The sequence below is a fragment of the uncultured Gilliamella sp. genome (genome assembly GCA_945271295.1).
Taxonomy (GTDB): Bacteria; Pseudomonadota; Gammaproteobacteria; order Enterobacterales; family Orbaceae; genus Gilliamella.
On the sequence record CALYPG010000023.1, the window covers coordinates 1 to 25,559 of the forward strand.

Below are 25,559 nucleotides of genomic sequence, written 5' to 3' on the forward strand. Positions count from 1 at the left end.
ACTGGTAACGCTCTCTTTTTCAAGCTCTTTGTCAGATTAAGTCGGAACTAATACATTTCAATCTTTCCTCGGTTTTTAATAGAAAGTTACTAACTATTTGGATATTTATCTAAATAGCCCTGACTGGATGGATATTTTGTAAAAAATGAAATTTTATTACCATCAATAATTTCAATATCAAAAATCAGAGAGCCATTTTCTTTTAAACCTATGTGATATGAATAGAGTTTCTCCTCGATTTCGTCCAAAAGAGATAATGCCATCTCATTAATAATTCCATTACATTCTGCAATAAGGAAAGTTATTTCTTCCGGGAAATGAGACTCTATAATCACGCCTTCATAATAATAATCGAACTTATCGACTTTAGTATATTCTATAAGAGCATATTTCTGATTATTTCTAAATGAAATGATATAATCTTTCATCTTTATCCCTGACATCTTTTGAAAATACCAAATAGTTTCTCTTTGTTTGCATTAAAACCTGATCCTCGCCAAAATATCAGACCATGCTCACCTCTATAATCTTGTTGTTTTGGTAGAACTGCCTTTCATATTGCTGCCGCGATATCCAGCCGTTGGTAGAATGACGACGAAGGCGATTATAATAAATTTCAATATATTCAAATAGTGCTTTATTTGCTAATTCCCTCGTTTGGTAGTAACAATCATGAATAATATGCGTTTTTAGTGTATGAAAGAAGCTTTCAGCAACCGCATTATCCCAACAATTTCCTGCCCGACTCATACTTTGTTTAAGTCCATAGTGTAACACTAACTGTTTAAAATCAGCACGACAATATTGGCTTCCCCAATCACTGTGAATTAAGACATTTTTAAGAAAAGCACGTCGAAATAATGCTTGTTTTAATGCCTGACAGACTAAATGGCGGTTAATATAACGACTTGTTTGTCGAGCAATGACTTTACGTCCATATAAATCAATAATCACGCACAAGTATAACCAACCCTCACCGGTTTTGATGTAAGTAATATCACTCACCCAGACAATATTAGGTTTATCCGGGTTAAACGCTTTATTTAACTTATTTAGCACCACATTATGACCGCTACCCGAATCGGTTTTATACTTGAATTTGCGTGCAGCTTTACTGCGTAACCCTAAGTGTTGTAAAACACGACTTATTGTCCTCTCTGAGACGTGATAACTTTTATCCCTTGCATCATGAACTAAGCTCGGCGCACCTAAACGAGCTTTATGATACCAATATTGCTTTTTAATATGCCCGGTCAGTACTGTTGACTTAGCTGGCCGGTTTAACCAAGCGTAATAACCGGACCGACTCACATTAAGTAACCGGCAGACTAAACTTATCCGGTAATGCGATAACTGTGTTTTCATATAACTGTACTTTATCGACTTGGATTGTTGATAAAGTACACCTGCGCCTTTTTTAGTATTTCATTCGCCATTTTAAGTTCTTTGTTTTCTTTTTCAAGCGCAATAATCCGTTGTTGCTCTGGCGTTAATTCACGGCGACTGGTTTTATTGGGGGCAAGTTGCCTTACCCATTTATCAAGGGTTGATTGATCCTCACCAAAATATCAGACAGTGCTCATTCATACAGTTCATGGTAGCGGGGAAGTAATGAAAATTTAAATGGATTAATTAGACATTACTTTCCAAAAAGTAATGGTATTTGATAGTATCAGTGATGAAGAGATTAAGGCGGTTGAAAACCGGCTTAATCATCGTCCAAGAAAACGGCTTAAGTATAAAACACCTTATGAAGCCTTTTACTGACTGGATTCGCACTTAGATGTTGAATGTAGGCCATAATTTATACTAAAACGTATAGCATTCCTGAAACATCTTGACAAGCATAATCACTTGTCAAGATGTTAATTGGTATAATTTACGGGCAACTTAGGAAATTCGCATGCCGGGTTTAGCACCGCTATCTGGTGATAATAGATAAATACCATCACTATCATCTTTACCACTGGCAGCTAGTACCATACCTTCTGAGATACCAAAGCGCATTTTTCTAGGTACCAGGTTAGCAATCATCACAGTTAAGCGACCGATTAATACTTGTGGATCAGGGTAGTATTGTTTAATCCCCGAAAATACATTACGGGTTTCATCGCCAATATCTAAGGTTAGTTGTAATAACTTATCTGAACCTTCTACTAAGGTGGCATTTTTAATGAACGCTACGCGCAAATCAATTTTAGCAAAATCATCAAAATTGATGGTTTCGGCAATCGGTTCAGCCATTTTTGCTGTCGCTGGCGTAGCTGATGCGGCTTGTTGTTTTGAGTCTTCAATCATGGCGGTGATTTTATCCATATCAATACGATTAAATAGGGCTTTAAAGCGATTAATAGTATGATTAATTAAGGCGTTATCAATAGTATGCCACTCTAATTTGCTATTTAAAAATTCCTCAGTGCGTTTTGCTAGTGAAGGCACAATCGGTTTTAAATAAGTCATTAAAATGCGGAATAAGTGGATCCCCATGGAGCAGATATCATGTAACGCCTGATCTTGACCCTCTTGTTTGGCAACTACCCAAGGGGCTTTTTCATCAATATAGCGATTAGCTTCGTCCGCTAGTGCCATAATTTCACGAATCGCTTTACTGGATTCGCGTTGTTCAAAGTAATCGGCAATAATTTGTGCTTTTTCCACAAACTGCGCATATAGTTCTGGCTCTGAAACTTGTGCTGACAGTTTACCGTCAAAACGTTTATTAATAAAGCCAGCCGAACGCGAAGCTATATTGACCACTTTATTAACTAAATCACTATTGACGCGTTGGACAAAGTCTTCCAGATTTAAATCAATATCATCAATATGTGGTGATAATTTAGCGGCATAATAATAGCGCAGGCAATCAGGATCTAAGTGTTTTAAATAGGTACTGGCTTGAATAAAGGTACCGCGCGATTTAGACATTTTGGCACCATCGACAGTCACATAACCATGTACAAAAATATTCGATGGTTTGCGGTGGTCGCTCCCTTCTAACATGGCTGGCCAAAATAGGCTATGGAAGTAAACAATATCTTTACCAATAAAATGATACAGTTCAGTTTGTGAGTTTTTATTCCAAAACTCATCAAAAATTGCTTTATTATTTTTATTACAATAATTCAAGAACGAACCCATATAACCGATTGGTGCATCTAACCAAACGTAGAAATATTTACCTGGCGCGTCGGGAATTTCAAAGCCAAAATACGGCGCATCGCGGCTAATATCCCATGGTTGTAAGCCCGCTGCAAACCACTCTTGCATTTTATTTGCCACTTGATCTTGTAAAGTGCCCGAACGTATCCATTCTTGTAACATTGTTGAAAAAGCTGGCAAATCAAAAAAGAAATGCTCAGAATCTTTCATAATCGGCGTCGCACCAGAAACAACTGACTGCGGATTAATTAAATCAATTGGATTGTAGGTGGCACCACAAACTTCACAGTTATCACCATATTGATCCGGCGCTTTACAACGCGGACAGGTACCTTTTACAAATCGATCCGGTAAAAACATCTGTTTTTCTGGATCGAACAGTTGCGAAATCACTTTAGTTTTAATATAGCCATTAGCTTTTAAGCGTTTATAAATCTGCTCGGAGATTTCTCTATTTTCTGGGCTGTGAGTAGAATGGTAATTATCGAAACTAATATTAAACCCTGAAAAATCACGTTGATGCTCGGCTTTTACTGTATCAATCATCTGTTCTGGTGTAATGCCTAATTGCTGAGCTTTGAGCATAATTGGTGTACCATGAGCGTCATCGGCACAAATAAAATAGATTTCATTACCACGCATCCGCTGATAACGCACCCAAACATCCGCCTGAATATGTTCAAGCATATGACCTAAGTGAATTGATCCATTAGCATAAGGAAGCGCACAAGTAACCAGTATTTTGCGTTGAGTTGTCATGTTGATTTATTACCTTTTTTTACATAATGGCAGAAATAGTACATCAATCATGGGATTATCGCCAGATTTATGCCATAATTTGATAAAAATTCTTTAAATACTCAACTAACCTGAAAGTTAAATAATAAGAAGATAAAACTACAAGGCTCATCTTTCTAGTTTTATCTTCTCGTTATCTTTATAAAACAATGTTAAAAGATACTAGCTTACAGTTATATGAGTATAAACATCTTTATCTAGAGAAATAAGGCTTATTCTTATGGAAGCAAAAACGATTCTTGAGCGATTTACTCACCCTACACTAACTAAAAACTTGATTGAACTTGGTGCAGTAAAACAATGTGAATGCATAAATAAACAATTGTTAATTACGTTGGAAATGCCATTTGCCTGGCAAATGGCGTTTGTAGAATTACAACAAGTACTGACTCCTGCATTACTAAAGCTCGATAATGTTGACCAAGTTAACTGGCAGATTAAATATAACATTGCTACCCTAAAACGCGCTAATAACCAACCAGCGATTAATAATATCAAAAATATTATTGCGATAAGTTCAGGTAAAGGTGGAGTTGGTAAATCATCAACTGCCGTTAACCTTGCTTTAGCCTTACAAAAACAAGGCGGTAAAGTTGGCATTTTAGATGCTGATATTTATGGCCCGTCAATCCCTACTATGCTTGGTACTGAAAAACAGCAACCTTTATCACCTGATAATAAACATATGACCCCAATAATGGCTTACGGACTTGCCAGTAATTCCATTGGCTATTTAGTTGATACAGATGGTGCCATGGTTTGGCGAGGCCCTATGGCCAGCAAGGCTTTATTGCAGATTTTACAAGATACGCTATGGCCAGAACTTGATTATTTAGTTATTGATATGCCACCGGGCACAGGAGATATCCAATTAACCTTAGCACAAAATATTCCCGTCACTGCGGCAATTATTGTCACAACGCCACAAGATATTGCCTTAATTGATGCTAAAAAAGGGATCTCGATGTTTAATAAAGTGAATATCCCAACAATTGGTATAATTGAAAATATGAGCTATCACATTTGTGAGAATTGTGGTCACCATGAGGCTATTTTTGGCGAAGGCGGCGCTGAACGCTTAGCAGAGCAATATCACACCAGACTACTCGGCAAAATGCCTTTGCATAAAATGCTTCGCCAAGATTTAGATGTCGGTAAACCAACAATAATTAGCCATCCGGAAAGTGACTTTACCCAACTTTATTGTCAAATTGCAGGACGGATTGCTAGCGAACTTTATTGGCAAGGTAAAGCAATTTTACCGGACATTTCGTTTAAAACATTATAAACAGATATATTTTCCGCTATGGCAATATAGGGTGGGTATTGAGCGGAAAATCTGCCAATCTTTAACTCATAATTTTATTCCGAAACATAAAAAATACCGCCCCAAGTAAACATAATCCCGCCCAAATATAATCCGTTTTAAAAGGTTCTTTTAGGATGAAAATCGAAAATGGTATAAAGACTGATAAACTAATCACTTCTTGAATAATTTTTAATTGCCCGGCACTGGCAACTTGAAAACCAATACGATTAGCTGGCACTTGCAATAAATATTCAAATAACGCAATCCCCCAACTTATAAATACCGCTACAATCCAAACTTGATTATGTAAAAAACGTAAATGACCATACCAGGCAAATGTCATAAAAATATTACTAACAGTAAGTAAACAAACAGTGATAAATAGCTGGTTCATAATTATGATAATAGTAATAGAATAAGTATAGGCATTATATACCCGTATTTATTAGATTTACAAAACTGATACTTAACAATTTTATTATCTAAGTAATTAACTATTTTATTAATTGGAGTAATCACTTATTTTTATAAGTGATAGCTATTGCCGACAAATCATTCTGGCCTTATAGTGTCTATTGGTTTTTGTTTAAACGTCTCAGCCTCAAAGTATTGCAAGTAATTGTTCAATAAATATTGTCATCTGACACAACACTGAGGAACTGGTTATGCAAAAAAGAGCAAACGAAGTCACCATGCACCAAATACCCGTTACTTTACTCGGTCCCAAAATAAAAGTAGGTGATCTGGCGCCAGATTTTGTGGTACAAGATGCAGCGATGAAAACCATTAAATTATCAGATTTTGATGGTAAAATTAGAATTCTTAATTCTGTTCCTTCAATTGATACTTCGGTATGCAGTGCGCAAGTTCACCGTTTCAATATCGAATCGGCTAAATTAAAAGATACGGTTATATTTTCAATCAGTGTCGATCTGCCTTTTGCTTTAAACCGTTATTGCGCAGCTGAAGGCATTGACGCTGTGAAAGTTACCTCTGACCATAAAGATCTCGATTTTGGTCTAAAATACGGGGTAGTTATAGAACAAAAACGATTACTTTCCCGAGCAGTTTTTGTTATTGATAAAAATAATAAAATTGTTTATGTCCAATATGTTAAAGAAACATCTGATGAACCTAATTATGACCAAGTTCTGCAAGTTGTAAAAACACTGGCATAAACTGCCATAATATTATTAACCCAACCCAATATAACTAATAAGTGCCATTAAGATTTATCATCGTGCCGGTTTAATATTAAAAAATATTGGGTTATAATCGCGGGCAATTTATCTATCCCGTCTACAAAATTAAATCATGAATAATACCCAAAAACGGTCTCGTATATGGTCTTCTATTCTTTGTTTGGCTTTTGCTGCCTTCATTTTTAATACTACCGAATTTGTACCGGTCGGATTGTTACCCAATATTGCTAAAAGTTTTTCAATGGATGTGGCCCATGCAGGATTACTGTTAACCATTTATGCGTGGGCTGTGTCATTATTATCTTTACCTTTAACAATATTAACGTCAAAAATGGATCGAAGTAAACTACTGATTGGTTTGTTTGGTTTATTCATTGGTAGTCATATTCTAGCTGGTTTCGCTTGGAATTTTTATAGTTTAATAGCGGCAAGAATTGGCATAGCTTGTGCACATGCCGTGTTTTGGGCAATCACCACACCGTTAGCGGTTCGATTAGCGCCTAATGGTAAAAAAGCAAAAGCAATGGGTTTTATCGTCATTGGTGTATCAATGGCAACAATCCTTGGTATTCCAATTGGCACGATGATTGGTCAACTTGTTGGTTGGCGAATTACTTTCCTGTGTATTGGCTTTATTGCTTTTTGTATCATGGTGTTATTACTTTATTTATTGCCTAGTGTACCAAGTATGGATACTATTTCTATCAAAGATATTCCTCACGTGTTAAAACGCCCTGTTTTATTAAATATCTATCTTTTGACAGCAATTGTTGTAACCGGACATTTTACTGCTTATACTTACATAACACCATTTATGCTCAATGTTGGCGGATTTAGTTCGCATACTGTAGTTATTTTACTATTAGCCGTTGGTTTTTCTGGCATGATAGGAAGTGTTATTTTCGCCAAATTTGCCGAAAAACATCCAACCGCTATTTTAATCATCCCAATGATGTTATTAACTGTCTGCTTATTATCGTTGTATGTTTGTTCATTCAGCTTTTATACAGCTATCTTGCAAGGTATGCTATGGGGACTTTCGATTACAATTATCGGAATGGTAATGCAAAGTAAAGTGATTGATGTCGCGCCAGATGCTACTGATATTGCCACTTCTGTTTATTCGGGCATTTACAATATTGGTATTGGTGGTGGTGCTTTTGTTGGTAGTCAAGTACTGGTGCTACTATCGACTCAATATATTGGTTTTATCGGTGCGATATTTGTTATTATCGCACTAATTTTGTTCTACTTGTTATCCAGAAGAATTTGGTAATATTTAATAATTAATCGGGTAGATATAAGAGCTTGTTTAAACAAGCTCTTATTTATTGATTGATTCTAACAACTCCCACCTTGCAAATACTGTTTCAAGTTCAGCTTCTTTATCAGCTAAGGTTTGTAATATTAAGTTGGTTTGTTCGTGAGGTTGATTAAAAAAGTCACTTTGCCCAATTTGTGCTTGCAGCGCCGTTATTTCAGCTTCTAACTGTTCTATTTTACTTGGCAATTGGGTTAATTCCCGTTGTTCATTATAGCTAAGCTTTACCTTCTTTTTCGTTGGCTGATTATTTTGATTAATAACACGGTTATCTTCTTTTTTAGTAGATTTACTATTATTAGTAATTTCAACTTTAGTTGTTACTGGCCTTGTTTGTTGCTGTTGTTGTAAAGCATCAGTATAACCGCCAGCATAAACCCCGATATGACCTTTATCCTCAAAAAACCAGCAATTTGTTACCACATTATCGACAAACTGCCGATCATGGCTCACTAGTAATACGGTACCTTGATAATCATTAACCAACTCTTCTAATAATTCTAATGTTTCTATATCAAGATCGTTGGTTGGTTCATCAAGTACCAATAAATTGCTTGGTTTTAGAAATAGTTTAGCCAATAATAAACGATTGCGTTCACCACCAGATAATGCTCGGACCGGCGTTCTAGCGCGTTTAGGTGGGAATAAAAAATCTTGCAAATAACCAAGTACATGACGCGATCGACCATTGACCATAACTTCTTGTTTACCTTCCGCAAGATTATCCATTACGGTTTTTTCGGGATCTAATTCTAACCGATACTGATCAAAATAGGCCACTTCAAGCTTAGTACCACAATGTACAGTGCCAGATGTTGGTTCTATATCACCTAACATCAGTTTTAATAGTGTGGTTTTACCAATACCATTTGGACCAATAAGCGCAATTTTATCACCACGTAGTACTTGCACAGTGAAATCATTGACTAATTGTTTGTCGGCGATTTGATAACTGACATGTTCAAGTTCAAAAACGATTTTCCCAGAGCGTAGTGCTTCTTCAATCTGCATTTTAGCACTACCCATAACTTGACGGCGCTGAGAATATTCTTGGCGCATCGCTTTTAAAGCCCGAACGCGACCCTCATTGCGAGTGCGCCGCGCTTTAATCCCCTGGCGGATCCACACTTCTTCTTGGGCGAGTTTTTTATCAAATTCAGCATTTTGTAGTTCTTCTACGCGTAATGCCTCTTCTTTACCGAGTAAATAACTATCGTAATCACATCCCCAAGAAGCAACTTTACCTCGATCCAAATCAATAATACGGGTAGCCATCTGCCGGATAAACGATCGATCATGCGAAATGAACACAATGCTACCATTAAAGCTCTTTAAAAATTCTTCAAGCCATTGGATAGTTTCAATATCTAAATGGTTAGTTGGTTCATCGAGCAATAAAACAGTAGGTTGACAAACTAGTGCTTTAGCCAGTGCCGCTTTACGTAACCATCCACCTGACAATGAAGACAACAATGCTTCACCATCCAACGAAAGTGAAGAAATAATATTACTAATACGGTTATTTAACTGCCAACCATTTTGCTGATCAAGCTGTTCTTGCATTTTGGCTAACTTGGCTAAATTAGCTTCACTAGCATCGCGCTCAATGAGATGAGATAATTCATGGTAGGCTTTAAGTAATTGCGCTTGTTCTTGCAAACCTTCTGCTACAAAATCAAACACATTACCTTGAATATCTCGAGGAGGATCTTGTTGCAAACGCGATACTACAACATTATTTTCATAGATGATTTGCCCTTCATCTAATAATACTTCTTTATTTAGTACTTTAAGTAAAGTGGATTTCCCCGCCCCATTACGCCCAACCAGGCAAACGCGCTCCCCTTCTTCAATCGACATATCAATGTGATCAAGTAATGGCGCGTCGCTAAATGAAAGATAAGCATTTGTAAGATTAATTAATGACATACTTGTGGTTTTTGTTTGGATATAGAATAATAAAACAGTATTCTATCATAAAGTTGTTATAGGCAACTAAAATCAATTACCAAAGATATAATAAAAAAGCCTCACTAATGTGAGATCTCAGTTCTCTTCCTTTATAAAACTAATACTGTAGTATTTGTTAATTAACTGAAAATATTAATAAATCTCGGTATGGAGGTTATTATGAATCATATGTGGACATTTCAACGTGTCGGTGGATTAGATCAAGTTGTTTTTAAAAATACAAATGACATTATCAATTTATCTAACTTAGATCCCAAATTATGGGTAGCACTTAGTTGCCCAACAACAGGCCTCAACTTTGATGAAAGAACACTTGCTCTACTTGATGTTGATCAAGATGGACGGATTCGTATCCCCGATATTTTAGATGCAATTAGCTGGACCAACGATAAAGTAGTATCTTTTGATAAGATCTTACAGTCATCCGATATACTGCCCCTTAATCAAATTGATACTACAACGCAACCAGGCCATAAACTAGTAGTTACCGCGCATAGCATCTTAGCCAATTTAAATAAAAACCAACAAGATTATTTAACTCAAGATGATGTGCAACAATCTATTAAAATTAATGCCAGTAAACTTTATAATGGCGATTTAATTTTTCCACCTTCAGCAGAATTATCATCAGCCATGCAAACTTTCATTCAATCAGCAATTAAAATTACTGGTGCCGAAAAAGATATGAGTGGACAAGATGGTATTAATTTAGATATTGCCACTACCTTTGTGCACAATTTACAAACCTGGTTGCAATGGCAAACCAATATTAGCAAGACTCAAACACCTTTTGGTGAGAATAGAGCTGAAATATGGAAGCTGGTGCAAATTCTAAAACCTAAAATAGATGATTACTTTTTACGAATAGAACTTGCTCAATATGCCCCTCAAGCGCAAACGGCACTGAATGTAAATGAAAAATATATTGTACCAACGGAAAATGGTTTATTATCCGATGAAGCTTTAGCTGAACTACCTTTGTCTAAAATTGACACTAGCAGTTCACTTGATTTAGTCAATGGTCTTAATCCATTATGGAAAGACAAAATTACCCAGTTTAAATCCTTAATTGCATCATCATTGACTAATCCAGATCAACTTACTCAATCTGAGTGGCAGCATATTCAAAGTAGTCTTGAAGCTTACACTAGTTTAATTAATACCAAACCCGAAATGGTACAACTTAAGGTAACCATACCACCTACTGGTAGTATCGAAGATATACCCGCGAAACTTATCGCTAATATGGCTGATGATAAACTTCTCACCGAATTTCAACAAATGGTTGAGCAAGATAATAAAACGCCGATTTCAGCTTCTGATGTCCTCATTTTAGAAAAGCTAGTGCTTTTTCATAAACACCTTTATCGGTTATTGGTCAACTTTGCATCTTTTTCTGATTTCTTCTCACTAGAAAAAACCGCAGCCTTTCAGCTCGGCAAGCTTTATATTGACGGTCGTTGCGCGACGTTATGTGTTGCGGTTGATAATATAGCTAAACACGCGGTACTATCCAATTATTCTGAACTTTGCCTACTTTATTGTGAATGTACCAGACATGGCCAAAAACAACTCATTGCCGCGGCAATAACTGCTGGACAAGGTGACCTATTAATAGAAGGACGTAATGGTGTATTTATTGACAATGAGGGTAATGATTGGGATGCCAATGTGGTTAAAATAATTAGTAAACCAATTAGTATTCAACAAGCGATCTGGGAACCTTATCAACGTATTGGTCGCTTAATTACCGAACAAATTAATAAATGGGCAAGCACTAAAGATGCAGAAATAGAAAAATCCAGTGCGCAAGTAATCCAAAATCCAGAAAATAAATTTGATATAGGCAAAAGTGTAGGGGTTTTTGCTGCTATTGGTTTAGCCATTGGTGCAATTGGTACCGCATTAGCGACTATATTCCAAGCAATTTTTTCATTGTCTTGGTGGCAGTTCCCGTTGGTGATTATTGGACTATTTTTGATTATTTCAGGCCCTTCAGTAATTTTGGCATGGCTAAAATTAAGGCGTAGAACATTAGGTCCGCTACTCGAAGCATCGGGTTGGGCAATTAATGGCCAAGTTAAGATCAATTTATTACTTGGTGGACTGCTTACAAGCAAAGCACAACTCCCAGCCAATGCCAAGCGTAACTTACGCGACCCTATGAGAATTGGTACTAAAAAGCCAATAATAATTTTGTTATTGGCTATAGTCATTGGTATTGGCATAACTGCGGCATGGTTTTGGCATAAAGGTTATTTACATCAATTTTTTGAGCCGCAAAAACAACAACAGATCACCAATAATTCAAATACCGAAAAGGAAAAATAGTGATAAGTCTATTACTGTTATTGTGCTTTATTCGCCGATAATGTCGGCGAACATCCCAACAAATTAATGCTGATACACCGGGAAACGATGACAAATAGCTAACACTTTTTCTTTCACTGCTTGAATTGCTTGTTCATCATTAATGTTATCTAATACATCACAAATCCAATTAGCCAGATCGCGTGATTCAGCTTCTTTAAAACCACGTCGTGTTATTGCTGGTGAACCAATACGTACCCCTGATGTAACAAACGGGCTTTGTGGATCTTTTGGCACACTGTTTTTATTCACCGTGATATTAGCACTACCTAACGCTGCATCGGCTTCTTTACCAGTAATATTTTTATCGACTAAATCAATTAAAAATAAATGATTTTGCGTTTCGCCAGCTACCACTTTGTAACCACGTTTTACAATCACCTCAACCATGGCTTGCGCATTTTTAATAACTTGCTGTTGATATGTTTTATATGCAGGCTCCATTGCTTCTTTCAATGCTACCGCTTTGGCTGCAATCACATGCATTAATGGACCACCTTGCGCGCCAGGGAATACTGATGAATTCAACTTTTTATACAGATCTTCACTACCACCTTTAACTAAAATTAATCCACCGCGAGGCCCACCAAGGGTTTTATGGGTAGTAGTGGTAACAACATGAGCAAACGGCACAGGATTAGGGTAAACACCCGCAGCAACTAAACCTGCCACATGTGCCATATCGACAAATAAATAAGCGCCTACGCTATCAGCAATGTCACGCATTTTTTGCCAGTCAACAATGCCAGAATAAGCAGAAAATCCACCAACAATCATTTTAGGTTGAGATTGTTTAGCAATCCTTGCCACTTCGTCATAATCAATATGTCCAGTATCATCAACACCATAAGCAACAACTTTATACAATTTACCGGAAAAATTAACTGGTGAACCATGCGTTAAATGACCACCTTCCGATAAATTCATACCCAGAATCGTATCACCTGGTTGCAATAAAGCAGTATAAACCGCAAAATTTGCTTGCGAACCAGAATGAGGCTGTACATTTGCATAATCAGCGCCAAATAATGCTTTAGCACGATCAATAGCTAATTGTTCAACAACATCAACATATTCACATCCACCGTAGTAACGTTTACCGGGATAGCCTTCAGCATATTTATTGGTTAGTTGAGAACCTTGTGCTTGCATTACCCGGGGGCTGGTGTAGTTTTCTGAAGCAATTAACTCAAGATGATCTTCTTGACGTTGTTCTTCACCCTGAATTGCATCCCATAAATCCTTATCATAATCGGCAATTGTCATTTCTTTACTGAACATATTGGCTCCTTGTTATCAATTAGATCAGCCTTTAAACTAGTAACAGTACTGGTAGGCATAAAAAATATTACACAATGATCCTACTCAATTAATAGTTAATTTCAATCTTTTTTATTTGTTATAAAAAAACTACTAATCAATTAAAAGTTAAATATCAGCATTTGAATATTATTTATCTAACTTTACTCAATTAAAAGAATCTTACACGGACTACATCTAGCTACCCAATCATTCGAGTCAGGACTAGAAATTTTATCTCCATTTTACCGTATTCCCAGTGGTATAAATCATATAAAAAATGGTACGCTAATAAAAACCTATTTAATTCAAGGATAAACACATGCTCCTTGATAACTAGAAGAAGAAGGATCTATTGCACCTTCACCTGCATCAATAGTATAGTTGCGATCAGAAGTCCAAAACCAATCGTCACTGTGTTGCAAAGGCCAATCTGAATTTGGATAATTACCTGTGGAAGACCATACTTTTCCCCATTCATTTAATAAACCACCAATCCACTTATCATTTTCATCTTTATAACTTAGTTGTCGTCGATAATTATTGATGTTTCTATTTGGTATGCCACCACTCCAATTAACTCTATTATTTCCAGATTTATAACTAGTATTGGTAAAATCGGATACATAGGGAAGTCGGTAATTCATTTCTTTACACAATTCTTCTGCCCTTGATTGTCTCATATATGTTCTAGCACCTAGTGATATGAACCAACGTTCCAATCTAAAACTATATAACAAATTACTTTTTGCTCTATCAGAGTATAATTTAAAGGTCATTGGTGTAAATGATTTGTCATTACTATTTTTTGAAGGTCCTTGTAAAACGATCTGTAAAGCAACACGTTTTGAAGTGTTCCCCCAACCAGGTGTTTTTGTTGACGATAATGCCAATTTAACATTCCCCCCTATTTCAGATGACACTGTTTCACCATTAGCCGCTACAACATCACTGGGTGAAATTCCATCTAATAATAAATAAAATCGTAAATTGTTCGATCCTGTTGTGGGGAAATTTTTTATTGGATTATTTATATTTTGCGGAACAAAACCTTTACTTGCAACCCAATCAGGACCATCTAAATCTTTTAACGGAGTTCCGTTAACCCACCTATCACGGGTTTCTTTATCACTAGTACTAGAGTCAATAGAAATATTCGGCTGAGCATAACAAACCTTAGGTTGAGAAGAATTTTGTGTAATATAATAACTATGACTTTTATCAGTAAAATCGGTTTTACTCGGTATACCATATTTGGTTGACAGGCTGCCATCTACCACGGTTAATGTTAACTTATATGGTGAATCACATCCATCAAACTGTTTTGACGGATCATTTTTTACAACTTTAGTCACATCAATGCCATCTACCGTTTGCCATTTTACATTTACTGTTCCTGCTGTAGTTACTTCATTATCACCATCATCATCGCCCCAATAATTATTGGAACCAGTGATTAAACTACCTAAAGTTATACTTGGATAATCTTCATTGCCTTCAGTTGATAATGGCACAGAAGTTTTGATACTGGCAAATGTATTGGAACTGCCAGATAACACGATAGGATTTGCTTCACTTGACTCATCTTTAGTTGAAAGAATCTCTGAATCATCAGATAATTTTATATTGAGAAATTTTTCAGTAGTATATAATTTGGTTGCGCCTTCATCAAATGTTAAGTATGGTGCTGTGCCATTTATTAGACCAATAGTCTGAGTGGTTATCGCTACTGAGCTCTTTACTGTTAACGCAAGTAAACTTACCACTCCCATTAAATAATAAGTTACTAACCAAAATCGATAACTTAAAATAGAAATAACCAACATTAACGTATTACATTTTGAAGATTTACAATCCATTGTTTAATTTATTTTTATTCCTATAACTACTCAAGCAAATCATATTACTTAGGGAAATAAAATAGTAACTAGCTATAATTTCTAACCTAAACGAAAATAATTTGACAAAAAAAACCATTAATTTAGATAAAAACGGTAATATATTCTTACAGTAAATCTACATATAATTTATCTAAATTGAAATAAATCAATAAATTTACCACTTATAGAAGTATATCTTACCTTATGATTAAAAATCTATTGAAATTTTTTATTTTTTCAGCATTAAGTATATACTAATGTTAAATTTATTTTTGAGTTATTATTCTAAATGCCTTTAGCTACACTGACTGTTATACCTTTTTTTATGTTGACCATTGTTTTTGCTTCACTGTTCCAACAAAAAAAATGGCAATTACTAACCATAATATCAATGGCTATACTTATCACTATGGAGCTCACATCCATTTATTTTAGTGGTGGCTTTATTGATTACCAGTTTTACGTTAATTTGAATATTAATGATATTATTGAAGGGTTATTTATCTTTAAGTTACAAGCGGTTTTGGTCATAGTAGTTTTTTTGGCCTTATTATGGCTTTTAGCCAAATTAGCCAATTTATTAAGAGATAAATGCCGATTACTATTACGATTGTCATTAGCTGTTTTAGCCATTATTTCAATTAGTTATCATAATGGACCATTAAGTCGCTTATTTGAAATATATCAGGTAACCAGTGCGCCTCGTCAACCATTTGCACAAGCATTACAATCGCTAAAAATGCATGACTATCCCAACAAGAATCAACTTATTAGTCATAAAGGCAAAAATATTATTGTGTTGTCTTTAGAATCTTTTGAACAAGGTTTTTTTGATTTTAACGATATAACGCCAAATCTAAAACAATTGCGTGAAAATTATACCTTCTTTCCAAACATGCCGATGAGTGCAGGTAGCAGTTGGACCACTGCTTCAATGTATACCTATATGACTGGTATGCCTTTTTTAATTGGTGGTTATTCTACCACACCATTAATGAAAGCTAATGCGACTAAGTTAGTAAGCTTAGCTGATGTGTTAAAGCAAGCTGGCTATCAAACACGCTATGTGATGGCTAGTCCAGATTTTGCAGCAATTGGACATATTGCTGAACTGCTTGGCACGCAAGTAATCTCCGAAAAAAATTATGTTGGCCAATACCCTAAAGCACCTTTTGGATTATATGATAAAGATATTTTAGATATTGCGCAAAAACAGATTGCCGACCTGAGTCAAAGTGATCAACCTTTTGCCTTATTTATCTCAACGGTGTCAACTCATGCCCCAAATGGTTTTGAAGATGAGCGAATGAAAGCAATCATTGCACCAAAAGATGATAATATGTCATTTGTAGCAGCTTCGCTCGATCATAATTTAGGGATGTTTATTCAAAACCTAAAACAACAAGGATTATTAGACAATACCGTATTTTACATTTTTCCAGATCACTTAATGATGGGCGCAGCTACACCAACAATAAATCATTTATCCCAAAAAGAACGTAAACTGTACTTACTCACTAATGCAACAACTGAGCATTTACAAAAAACACCCGATCAAACAATCTATCAAATAGATTTACCTAGATTGATTCTAAATGGGGCGCAAATTGCAACGAATGCTAAATTTTTGACTGATTATTTGACCGAACCAAATTTAGACAAAAAACAGTTTATTGAACAACATAAATCAGATATTGCAACATTAAATCATTCAGCCGAAGAGTTTAAATAAAATCCATCATGACACTTGATACTTTGATTTTAGTCACTATTATAAGTGGTCTAGGGATGATTTCCCCCGGGCCTGACTTTGTTTTAATAGTAAAAAACAGTTTAAGTTATAACCGAAAACTGGCATTATTCACTTGTCTTGGTGTGATAATGGCAATTTTTGTACATATGAGTTATTGTGTGGCGGGTATAGCGGTTATCATTACAGCAACACCATGGCTATTTAATACACTACGTTACGCTGGGGCAGCATATTTAATTTGGTTAGGGATTAAGGCATTACTTACTAAAGAATCGACCATCACTTATATTAGTAAGTCAACCAATAAGCAACTAATTTCGACTAAAACTGCTTTTATGCAAGGTTTTTTATGTAACCTACTTAATCCTAAAGCAACTTTATTTTTTCTGGCAATTTTTACCCAAGTATTAAATGCAAATTCATCATTATCCGATAAATTATTAGTCGCATGGATTATTTGGGTGGAAGCAGTTTTTTGGTGGCCATTTGTGGTATTTATTTTTCAAACACAGGCTATACAACGACGTTATTTTAAAGCGCAGTTCATAATTGATAAGTTATTAGGTGTTATTTTGACCACTCTTGGTATTAAAGTTGCATTAGGCTTTTAATATTGGTGCGGTTTTTATACTGAAACATATAGCATACCTGAAACTTTTTTACAAATTGAAACTAGTGGCATTTTCTTTTTTGAATATTTAACTGTTAATTGTTAAACTGCTTATTTAATAAATAGTTAACTGGTTAACAATCTACTTTACTCACAATTATAAAAACAGTTAGTTTTTAATACACACTTTTAGGCTATTTAAAATGGATAAATTATTACAATATGGTCGAGAACTGCTTGAATTAGAACTTCATGAAGCGCAAAAATTACCGAATCGACTAGGCAATGATTTTATTAAAGCTTGTCAGCTTATTTTAGCCACTAAAGGCAAAGTGGTGGTGTCGGGTATTGGCAAGTCTGGGCACATAGGTAAAAAAATTGCCGCATCTTTAGCGAGTACTGGTAGTCCAGCTTTTTTTATGCACCCCTCTGAAGCTTTGCATGGCGATCTCGGTATGGTGACCGAAAATGATGTGGCTATTTTAATTTCCTATTCCGGTCGAGCTAAAGAATTCAATTTTATTTTACCCATTCTTGCCGCTATGAATATCCCGGTTATTGCTATTACTAGTGGATTGGACTCACCACTTGCCAAATCGGCACAAGCTGTTTTGGATATTTCCATCGAAAAAGAAGCATGCCCGATGGGACTCGCTCCAACTTCAAGTTCCACTAATACATTATTAATGGGGGATGCTCTAGCCATCGCCGTTATGCGAGCGAGAGGATTTAAAGAGGAAGATTTTGCCCGTTCTCACCCAGCAGGTAGTTTAGGCGCGAAATTACTTAATCATGTTAAAGATGTCATGCGCACTGGTGATGCTATCCCTAAAGTTGGTCAATCAGCAACGGTATTAGATACCATGTTAGAACTGAGTCGAACTGGCCTGGGTTTAGTTGTGATTTGTGAAGATCATAACAAAATGATTGGCGTCTTTACCGATGGTGATTTAAGACGCTTATTATTAAAAAATGGTACTCTACAAGATAGTATTAAGGCTGTAATGACCAGCCCGGGTTATCGAATACCCGAAAACTGGAAAGCCGTTGAGGCTTTAAAATTATTCAATGACCACAATATCACTGCAGCTCCTGTGGTTAACACTGAAGGAGAATTAGTAGGCGCATTAAATATTCATGATTTGCACCAAGCGGGAATTAGCTAAAACTATTGATAAATACCTATTGCAAAAAGGGGCTATCTATTGAGATAATTACCGACCTAAATTTTTGTCGTTAGACGGAGATCCAAGAAAAGTTACACAGTTTATAACCAAAGTGATTTATAAATCATGACAAGTTAATATTGTGTTGTATATTTTAACCAAAATTAATAGATGATGAAACTACAATGGCAGAAAAGCGAAATATCTTTCTAATTGGTCCTATGGGTGCGGGGAAAAGTACTATAGGTCGACAAATTGCACAACAGTTAGGCATGGAATTTTTTGATTCTGATCAAGAAATCGAGAAACGTACTGGTGCTGATATAGCATGGATTTTTGACTTGGAAGGTGAAGACGGATTCCGTGCCAGAGAAGAGAAAGTTATTAATGAATTAACAGAAAAACAAGGCGTTGTCCTTGCAACTGGTGGTGGTTCTGTTTTATCTAAAGAAACCCGAAATCGTTTATCGGCTCGCGGTATTGTGGTCTATTTGGAAACCACTATTGAAAAACAAATGGCTCGAACTCAGAAAGATAAACGTCGACCATTATTACAAGGTGGTAATACTCCTCGTGAACTTTATGAAGAACTTGCTGGCGAACGAGAACCACTTTACGAAGAAATCGCCGACATTACTATCAAGACAGATGAACAAAGTGCTAAAGGTGTAGCAAGTTACATTATTGAAAAAATAGAGCAAATCTAAAAACCTTTATTTCAATAAACATAATGTTAATTATAAAGAAGCAATGAACTGATTGACAGGTGAAGGAGTTAATATGCGTGTAGATAAAGATGATCGCTATATAGCTGAACAATCTAATAAGGACTCCACGCCCTCATTAAAATTACCAAGCTTTGTTAATAATTTTCCAAAGAGAAAATTAATTATTTTGGGTTTAGCAATTGTCATTATTTTTTTATTACTTAGTTTGATTTTATACCGTTCTCCACAAAAAAAAGAACCAACATCATTAACGCCACCAATCGTTAATGATGTAGCATCTACCGATGTTAACAATAATGCACAAAACGATTCTTATGCATCGCTTACTGATTCACAAGTTATCTCTATTTTAAATCAACCATCAAAAATGGAAGAAAATATTGAAATTATCGATAACACAACTACTTATGGGGATAAGCAATCTGTATCATCTGCAATGAATTCGTCAACTGTTAGTTCAGAAAATAACATTACCAAAGCGAATCAAAATACTGATGAAACAAATTCTATTAATCCCAAAGTGACAGATAACAATTTAATTCCAAAGGTCAATATAAAAAACGATCACTATACTATTCAACTTAGTGCATCGGCCTCAGCTGAAAACTTGAGAAAATTCGCTAAACAAAATAGCATTACTGACTATAAAATATATGAAACAAAACTAAATAATAGCCCATGGTTTGTTTTAATAAAAGGTGATTATTCCTCGACTAATGAAGCAATAAAAGCACTTAAATCTTTACCACATACGCTACAAAAAGATAAACCATGGGTCAAATCAGGTGCGACTATTAATAAAGAAAAAGCAATAAAATAAAGGATATAGTTCATTTATCCTACCAACAACACAATAGGAGTATCCGTTGAAGAAACAACGAGCCTTTTTAAAATGGGCTGGCGGAAAATATGAGCTTGTAGATACCATCAGACAGTATCTACCAGAAGGGAATCAATTAATTGAACCCTTTGTCGGTGCAGGTTCTGTTTTCTTAAATACCAACTATAAAAGTTATATTTTAGCGGACATCAATCATGACTTAATTGCGTTATTTAATCTGCTTAAATCAAAACCACAAGAATTTATCGACGATCTTAGACTTTTTTTTAAGAAACAAAATAATCAAGCTGAAGCATTTTATCAACTGCGCGATTTATTTAACGGCAGTAGTGATCAATACCTACGATCACTTTTATTTGTTTATTTAAATCGACACTGTTATAACGGCTTATGTCGCTATAATAATAGCGGTAAATTTAATGTGCCTTTTGGTCGCTATAAAACGATTTATTTTCCTGAAAAGGAATTGTATTTTTTTGCTCAAAAAGCGCAAACTGCGCAATTTATTTGTGCTCCTTATCAGGATGTAATGAAAATGGCCAAAAAAAATTCAGTCATTTATTGTGACCCTCCTTATCTTTCTTCGAACGAGTCTGCTGGGTTTACTGCGTATTATTCGAATAACTTTGGATTTGAAGAACATAGAAAGCTATCATGTTTAGCTGAAAAAATAGCCCATAAAAATGGAATTCCGGTGTTAGTGTCTAATCATTATACAGATGACACCAAAACACTATATAATAAAGCCAGTTATTTGTATCGCGCCGAAATGCGACGTTCAATTAGTTGTGCTGGCGAAGGACGTAAAAAAATTGATGAGATTTTAGCGTTATATGAATGATCTTAAATGAGTTTACGTATAAGCTCCATCAAGAGGTAGATTATGAAACAATTTATTATTGCCCCATCAATACTTTCGGCCAATTTTGCCTGTCTTGGCGAAGATACGCAAAAAGTATTAGATGCGGGTGCTGATGTGGTGCATTTTGATGTCATGGATAATCACTTTGTGCCCAATTTAACTATGGGTGCCATGTTTTGCCAAGCATTACGTGATTATGGTATTACCGCCCCCATTGATGTTCATTTGATGACCTCACCGGTTGAAGAGCTAATTGTCTCTTTTGCCAAAGCAGGAGCAACCAATATTTCCATTCATCCAGAAGCAACCATACATCTTGATCGTTCTTTACAATTAATTAAAGATCATGGTTGCACAGCAGGTATTGTACTTAATCCTGCTACACCTCTTGATTATTTGGATTATATCATTGATAAAATTGACATTATTTTATTAATGGGGGTTAATCCGGGTTTTGGCGGGCAATCATTTATTCCCACAACTTTAAAAAAATTACAACAAGTTAAACAACGCATCTTACACTCTGGCTGTGATATTCGCTTGGAGATTGATGGTGGTGTAAAAGTGGAAAATATTGCTGAAATAGCCAAAGCTGGAGCCGATATGTTTGTAGCTGGTTCAGCTATATTTGGGCAACCAAATTATAAAACCGTTATTGATGCAATGCGCAAAGAGTTAGCAGGAGTTAAGCATGCGTAAATTAGATGATATACAAGCCATAGCATTTGATCTGGATGGAACTTTAGTTGATAGCGTACCGGGACTAGCACTGGCTCTACAACTGATGTTAGCTGATTTAAAATTACCGACCGTGACTAATGAACAAGTCAAAAACTGGGTGGGTAATGGCCTTGATGTAATGTTAGAACGAGTATTTACCTCAATTAAAGTCGAATTATCACAACAACTTTTTACTGACGCTAAAAATCTATTTAATAAACATTATGATAAAGTCATTGATGCAGAAACAAAATTGTTTCCGCATGTTAAAGAAACCCTAGACACCCTTTATAAAAATCATTATCCGTTAGCATTAGTTACCAATAAACCAGCACAATTTTTACCGGCGTTACTAACCTCATTAGGGATTAAAGACTATTTTACTTTAGTACTTGGTGGTGGTGATGTCATTAAGTTAAAACCACACCCAGCGCCACTTTATCAAGTAATGGCCACTTTCGGTTTGTTTAATGATCAACTCCTCTTTGTTGGTGATTCTAAAAATGATATTAGTGCGGCTAAAAATGCCAACTGCCCAACAGTTGCTTTAAGTTATGGTTATAACTATGGCATCTCCATCGCTACTAGCCAGCCAGATTTTTTATTTGATGAATTTAAAGATATTTTAACTATACTACCTCAGCCTAAAGCTGACGCAAAAAAATAATTAGCATAAATTAGGAATAAATTATGAGTAAACCTATTGTCTTTAGTGGTGCCCAGCCATCAGGAGAACTTACACTTGGTAACTATTTAGGCGCATTAAAAAATTGGGTCGCCTTGCAAAGTGAATATGATTGCGTTTATTGCATTGTGAATCAACATGCGATTACCGTTCGTCAAGATCCAATCAAATTACGCAAAGCGACACTAGACACAATGGCACTTTACTTAGCCTGTGGCATCGATCCTCAAAAAAGTACTATTTTTGTGCAATCACATGTCCCGGCACATGCTGAATTAGGTTGGGCATTAAATTGTTACACTTATTTTGGTGAACTTAGTCGTATGACTCAATTTAAAGACAAATCATCACGTTATGCAGAAAACATTAATGCTGGATTATTTGATTACCCGGTCCTTATGGCTGCCGATATTCTTTTATATCAAGCCAATTTAGTTCCGGTTGGTGATGACCAAAAGCAACATTTAGAATTATCCCGGGATATTGCCATGCGGTTTAATGCGCTTTATGGTGAGATTTTTACTGTTCCGGAACCATTTATTCCTAAAGTTGGTGCCCGAGTAATGTCACTGCAAGAACCGACTAAAAAAATGTCTAAATCAGATACTAACCGCAATAATGTCATTGGATTACTTGAAAATCCTAAAGATGTTGAGAAAAAAATTAAACGAGCAATAACTGATTCAGATGAACCGCCTGTTGTTCGTTATGACCTTAACAATAAAGCTGGCGTGTCGAATCTGTTAGATATCTTAACTGGTGTAACAGGTAAAACCATTGCCGAACTTGAACAAGAGTTTGCCGGTAAAATGTATGGTCACCTAAAAACAGAAGTTGCCGAGCAAGTTATCAATATGCTGACAACATTACAAACCAAATATCACCAATACCGTAGTGACGAAAATTACCTGTTCGCTATTATGCAAGAAGGTGCCGAAAAAGCTCGATCTAAAGCCGAACCAACGTTGAAAAAGGTATATGACGCAATTGGTTTTGTCTAAACAAAATAATTAACTATCATCTCAATTGAGTTGTAGGCAAGGTATTATAGTCATTTTAATGATACAGTGGATGGGCTATGAAGATTATCATTCTTGGTGCAGGACAAACAGGTAGCGCGCTGGCTGAATATCTAGTTACCGAAAAACAAAACGATGTTACTATCGTTGATGAAAATCAGGATAAACTACAATCTTTGCAAGAACGTTTTGATTTGCAAGTAATCTTAGGTAAATCTTCCTATCCACAAGTATTAGAAAGTGCAGGTGCTGAATCAGCAGATATGCTGGTTGCAGTCACTAATTCTGATGAAGTTAATATGATGGCATGTCAAATTGCCCATGTACTTTTCAAGGTGCCGCAAAAACTCGCACGAATTCGAGCACCTGAATATAATGATGAAAATTATCCTTTTTTTAACCAAGATTGTATATCGATTGATCATATCATCGCCCCAGAAAATCTTATCACTAACCATATTAGCCAATTAATCCAATATCCAGGGGCACTACAATTTGCCTCTTTTTATGACAACCGTGTCTGCTTGGTTGCTGTCACCGCTTATTATGGTGGGGCACTAGTGGGGAGTGAACTTTCAGAACTGAAAGAGCATTTACCGCATGTTGAAGCAAGAGTCGTGGCAATTTATCGTAAAAATCGTTTTATTCGCCCAATTGGTTCAACTTTAATAGAAGCGGGTGATATGGTTTATTTTATTACACCGCCAGTTAATATAAAAGCAGTAACCAGTGAACTGCAACGTTTAGAAAAACCTTATAAACGTATTATTATCAGTGGTGGCGGTGGTGTAGCGGTAGCTTTAGCTAAACGTTTAGAAAATGATTATCAAGTAAAACTCATTGAACGTAATGCGGAGCGAGCAGAACTTATTGCCGAACAACTCATTAATACCACGGTATTACATGGTGAATCATCAGATCAAGAGTTATTATCACAAGAGCAAGTAGAGTTAACTGATCTGTTTATAGCCGTAACAAATGACGATGAATCAAATATCATGTCATCTATGCTTGCTAAACGCATGGGTGCTAAAAAAGTAATTGTATCAATTCAACGCCAAGCATACCTCGAACTGATTAATGATAGTGTGATTGATATAGCAATTTCACCACAACACGCAACTATTTCAGAATTACTTAGTCATGTAAGGCAAACAGGGGTAGTTAAAGTTGTCTCGCTCAGGCAAGGAGAATCTGAAATTATCGAAATAGTAGCGCATGGCGATAATGAAAGCTCAAAATTAGTAGGGAAAAACATTAATGGCATAAAACTACCGTCTGGCGCAACAATAGGTGCGGTGGTACGCGGTGAAGATGTGATTATTGTCAATACCGATCTTACTATTGAAAATAATGATCATCTAATCATCTTCCTGTCAGATAGGAAAGCTATAACCGATATTGAACGATTATTACAATAACTTGTTTTAAACTAAGTTGTATTTTGTAAAAAAGTTTCAGGTTAAGCATACGTTTCAGTATAAAATCCTTTGGAATTAAATAACTAATTAAATTGGCAATAAGCTAAGAATTTATTAATTCGAAGTCATTTCTATGGAGTTCTAGTCAATGGTAAGGTGGGCAATAAGTCAGCATCTTACCATCACTTTATTAACTTTAAACATCGAATAAGGTTAACTAGCAACACTTAATAAGCTATACCAACAAATTGATAACCCGCTTCGTCAACCGCAGCTATTGCTGCTTCTTGCGAAATGGTGCCATTTTCAATATTAACTTCACGTTTAGCCAAATCAACGGTTACTTTAGCTTTAGGATCAATATCGTTAATTGCCTTAGTAATAGCTTTAACACAATGTTGGCAGCTCATATTGTCAACTATCAATTTCATACTCGCCTCTCTTT

At 35.7% G+C, this 25,559-nt stretch carries 21 protein-coding genes and 2 pseudogenes; 15 read left to right on the forward strand and 8 right to left on the reverse strand.

From position 1 onward, the window contains the following. Nucleotides 1-89: 89 nt before the first annotated feature. Complete coding sequence (locus Q0K76_RS10410; RefSeq protein ID WP_294615410.1) at nt 90-428, reverse strand: hypothetical protein; 339 nt, start codon at nt 426-428, stop codon at nt 90-92. Between the two features lie 76 nt (nt 429-504). Next, nucleotides 505-1,407, reverse strand: a pseudogene (locus tag Q0K76_RS10415) (IS3 family transposase); the annotation flags it as partial. A 146-nt stretch (nt 1,408-1,553) separates the two neighbouring features. Here Q0K76_RS10415 and Q0K76_RS10420 point away from each other — a divergent pair. Next, nucleotides 1,554-1,767 (forward strand): annotated as a pseudogene (locus Q0K76_RS10420) (hypothetical protein); the annotation flags it as partial. A gap of 123 nt (nt 1,768-1,890) precedes the next feature. Here Q0K76_RS10420 and metG read toward each other — a convergent pair. Beyond that, nucleotides 1,891-3,918, reverse strand: coding sequence for a methionine--tRNA ligase (gene metG / locus Q0K76_RS10425; RefSeq protein ID WP_294615412.1), 2,028 nt, complete (start codon nt 3,916-3,918; stop codon nt 1,891-1,893). Nucleotides 3,919-4,177: 259 nt separating this feature from the next. On the opposite strand from metG, the gene apbC reads away from it, so the two are divergent. After that, a complete protein-coding gene (gene apbC / locus Q0K76_RS10430) occupies nt 4,178-5,245 on the forward strand; it encodes an iron-sulfur cluster carrier protein ApbC (protein WP_294615413.1) in 1,068 nt (355 codons plus the stop codon). A gap of 61 nt (nt 5,246-5,306) precedes the next feature. Here the strand turns inward: apbC and Q0K76_RS10435 are convergent, their stop codons facing one another. Further along, nucleotides 5,307-5,660 carry a DMT family protein gene (locus Q0K76_RS10435; RefSeq protein ID WP_294615415.1) on the reverse strand — a complete coding sequence of 118 codons (354 nt, stop codon included), beginning with the start codon at nt 5,658-5,660 and terminating at the stop codon, nt 5,307-5,309. A 271-nt stretch (nt 5,661-5,931) separates the two neighbouring features. Between Q0K76_RS10435 and tpx the strand changes: the two genes are divergently transcribed. After that, complete coding sequence (gene tpx, locus Q0K76_RS10440; RefSeq protein WP_294615417.1) at nt 5,932-6,444, forward strand: thiol peroxidase; 513 nt, start codon at nt 5,932-5,934, stop codon at nt 6,442-6,444. A 136-nt stretch (nt 6,445-6,580) separates the two neighbouring features. Then, nucleotides 6,581-7,744 (forward strand): sugar transporter, encoded by a 1,164-nt coding sequence (locus Q0K76_RS10445; protein WP_294615419.1) that lies wholly within the window; start codon nt 6,581-6,583, stop codon nt 7,742-7,744. 48 nt (nt 7,745-7,792) lie between these two features. Here Q0K76_RS10445 and Q0K76_RS10450 read toward each other — a convergent pair whose 3' ends face one another. After that, nucleotides 7,793-9,718, reverse strand: coding sequence for an ABC transporter ATP-binding protein (locus Q0K76_RS10450; protein ID WP_294615421.1), 1,926 nt, complete (start codon nt 9,716-9,718; stop codon nt 7,793-7,795). Nucleotides 9,719-9,919: 201 nt separating this feature from the next. Here Q0K76_RS10450 and Q0K76_RS10455 point away from each other — a divergent pair, with 201 nt between their 5' ends. Then, complete coding sequence (locus Q0K76_RS10455) at nt 9,920-12,091, forward strand: phage holin family protein (RefSeq protein WP_294615423.1); 2,172 nt, start codon at nt 9,920-9,922, stop codon at nt 12,089-12,091. A gap of 63 nt (nt 12,092-12,154) precedes the next feature. Here the strand turns inward: Q0K76_RS10455 and glyA are convergent, their stop codons facing one another. Continuing rightward, entirely contained in the window at nt 12,155-13,411 is a 1,257-nt protein-coding gene (gene glyA / locus Q0K76_RS10460; RefSeq protein WP_294615425.1) for a serine hydroxymethyltransferase, read from the reverse strand. A gap of 326 nt (nt 13,412-13,737) precedes the next feature. Further along, the gene (locus tag Q0K76_RS10465; protein ID WP_294615426.1) at nt 13,738-15,288 is read right to left on the reverse strand and encodes a hypothetical protein; all 1,551 of its coding nucleotides are present in this window, start codon (nt 15,286-15,288) and stop codon (nt 13,738-13,740) included. Between the two features lie 310 nt (nt 15,289-15,598). On the opposite strand from Q0K76_RS10465, the gene Q0K76_RS10470 reads away from it, so the two are divergent. The 10 genes from Q0K76_RS10470 to trkA all read left to right on the forward strand — a co-directional run bounded on the left by Q0K76_RS10470 (nt 15,599) and on the right by trkA (nt 25,114). Further along, the gene (locus tag Q0K76_RS10470; protein ID WP_294615428.1) at nt 15,599-17,041 is read left to right on the forward strand and encodes an LTA synthase family protein; all 1,443 of its coding nucleotides are present in this window, start codon (nt 15,599-15,601) and stop codon (nt 17,039-17,041) included. An 8-nt stretch (nt 17,042-17,049) separates the two neighbouring features. Further along, nucleotides 17,050-17,673 (forward strand): LysE family transporter, encoded by a 624-nt coding sequence (locus tag Q0K76_RS10475; protein ID WP_363322471.1) that lies wholly within the window; start codon nt 17,050-17,052, stop codon nt 17,671-17,673. A 202-nt stretch (nt 17,674-17,875) separates the two neighbouring features. Continuing rightward, nucleotides 17,876-18,838 (forward strand): arabinose-5-phosphate isomerase GutQ, encoded by a 963-nt coding sequence (gene gutQ, locus Q0K76_RS10480; protein ID WP_294615430.1) that lies wholly within the window; start codon nt 17,876-17,878, stop codon nt 18,836-18,838. A 185-nt stretch (nt 18,839-19,023) separates the two neighbouring features. Continuing rightward, nucleotides 19,024-19,545, forward strand: a complete 522-nt coding sequence (gene aroK / locus Q0K76_RS10485) for a shikimate kinase AroK (RefSeq protein ID WP_267339510.1) — start codon at nt 19,024-19,026, stop codon at nt 19,543-19,545. A gap of 73 nt (nt 19,546-19,618) precedes the next feature. Further along, on the forward strand, nt 19,619-20,386 hold the full coding sequence (locus Q0K76_RS10490; RefSeq protein ID WP_294615434.1) for an SPOR domain-containing protein: 768 nt from the start codon (nt 19,619-19,621) through the stop codon (nt 20,384-20,386). A 46-nt stretch (nt 20,387-20,432) separates the two neighbouring features. Further along, complete coding sequence (locus tag Q0K76_RS10495; RefSeq protein ID WP_294615436.1) at nt 20,433-21,248, forward strand: Dam family site-specific DNA-(adenine-N6)-methyltransferase; 816 nt, start codon at nt 20,433-20,435, stop codon at nt 21,246-21,248. Nucleotides 21,249-21,290: 42 nt separating this feature from the next. After that, a complete protein-coding gene (gene rpe, locus Q0K76_RS10500; RefSeq protein WP_294615438.1) occupies nt 21,291-21,968 on the forward strand; it encodes a ribulose-phosphate 3-epimerase in 678 nt (225 codons plus the stop codon). Continuing rightward, nucleotides 21,961-22,656, forward strand: a complete 696-nt coding sequence (locus tag Q0K76_RS10505; protein WP_294615440.1) for a phosphoglycolate phosphatase — start codon at nt 21,961-21,963, stop codon at nt 22,654-22,656. The genes rpe and Q0K76_RS10505 overlap by 8 nt, the downstream gene beginning before the upstream one ends. Before the next feature lie 23 nt (nt 22,657-22,679). Next, complete coding sequence (gene trpS / locus Q0K76_RS10510; RefSeq protein WP_294615442.1) at nt 22,680-23,675, forward strand: tryptophan--tRNA ligase; 996 nt, start codon at nt 22,680-22,682, stop codon at nt 23,673-23,675. Nucleotides 23,676-23,752: 77 nt separating this feature from the next. Continuing rightward, nucleotides 23,753-25,114, forward strand: a complete 1,362-nt coding sequence (gene trkA / locus Q0K76_RS10515) for a Trk system potassium transporter TrkA (protein ID WP_294615444.1) — start codon at nt 23,753-23,755, stop codon at nt 25,112-25,114. 227 nt (nt 25,115-25,341) lie between these two features. On the opposite strand, the gene Q0K76_RS10520 is transcribed toward trkA, so the two are convergent. After that, complete coding sequence (locus tag Q0K76_RS10520; RefSeq protein ID WP_294615446.1) at nt 25,342-25,545, reverse strand: heavy-metal-associated domain-containing protein; 204 nt, start codon at nt 25,543-25,545, stop codon at nt 25,342-25,344. Between the last annotated feature and the right edge of the window lie 14 nt (nt 25,546-25,559).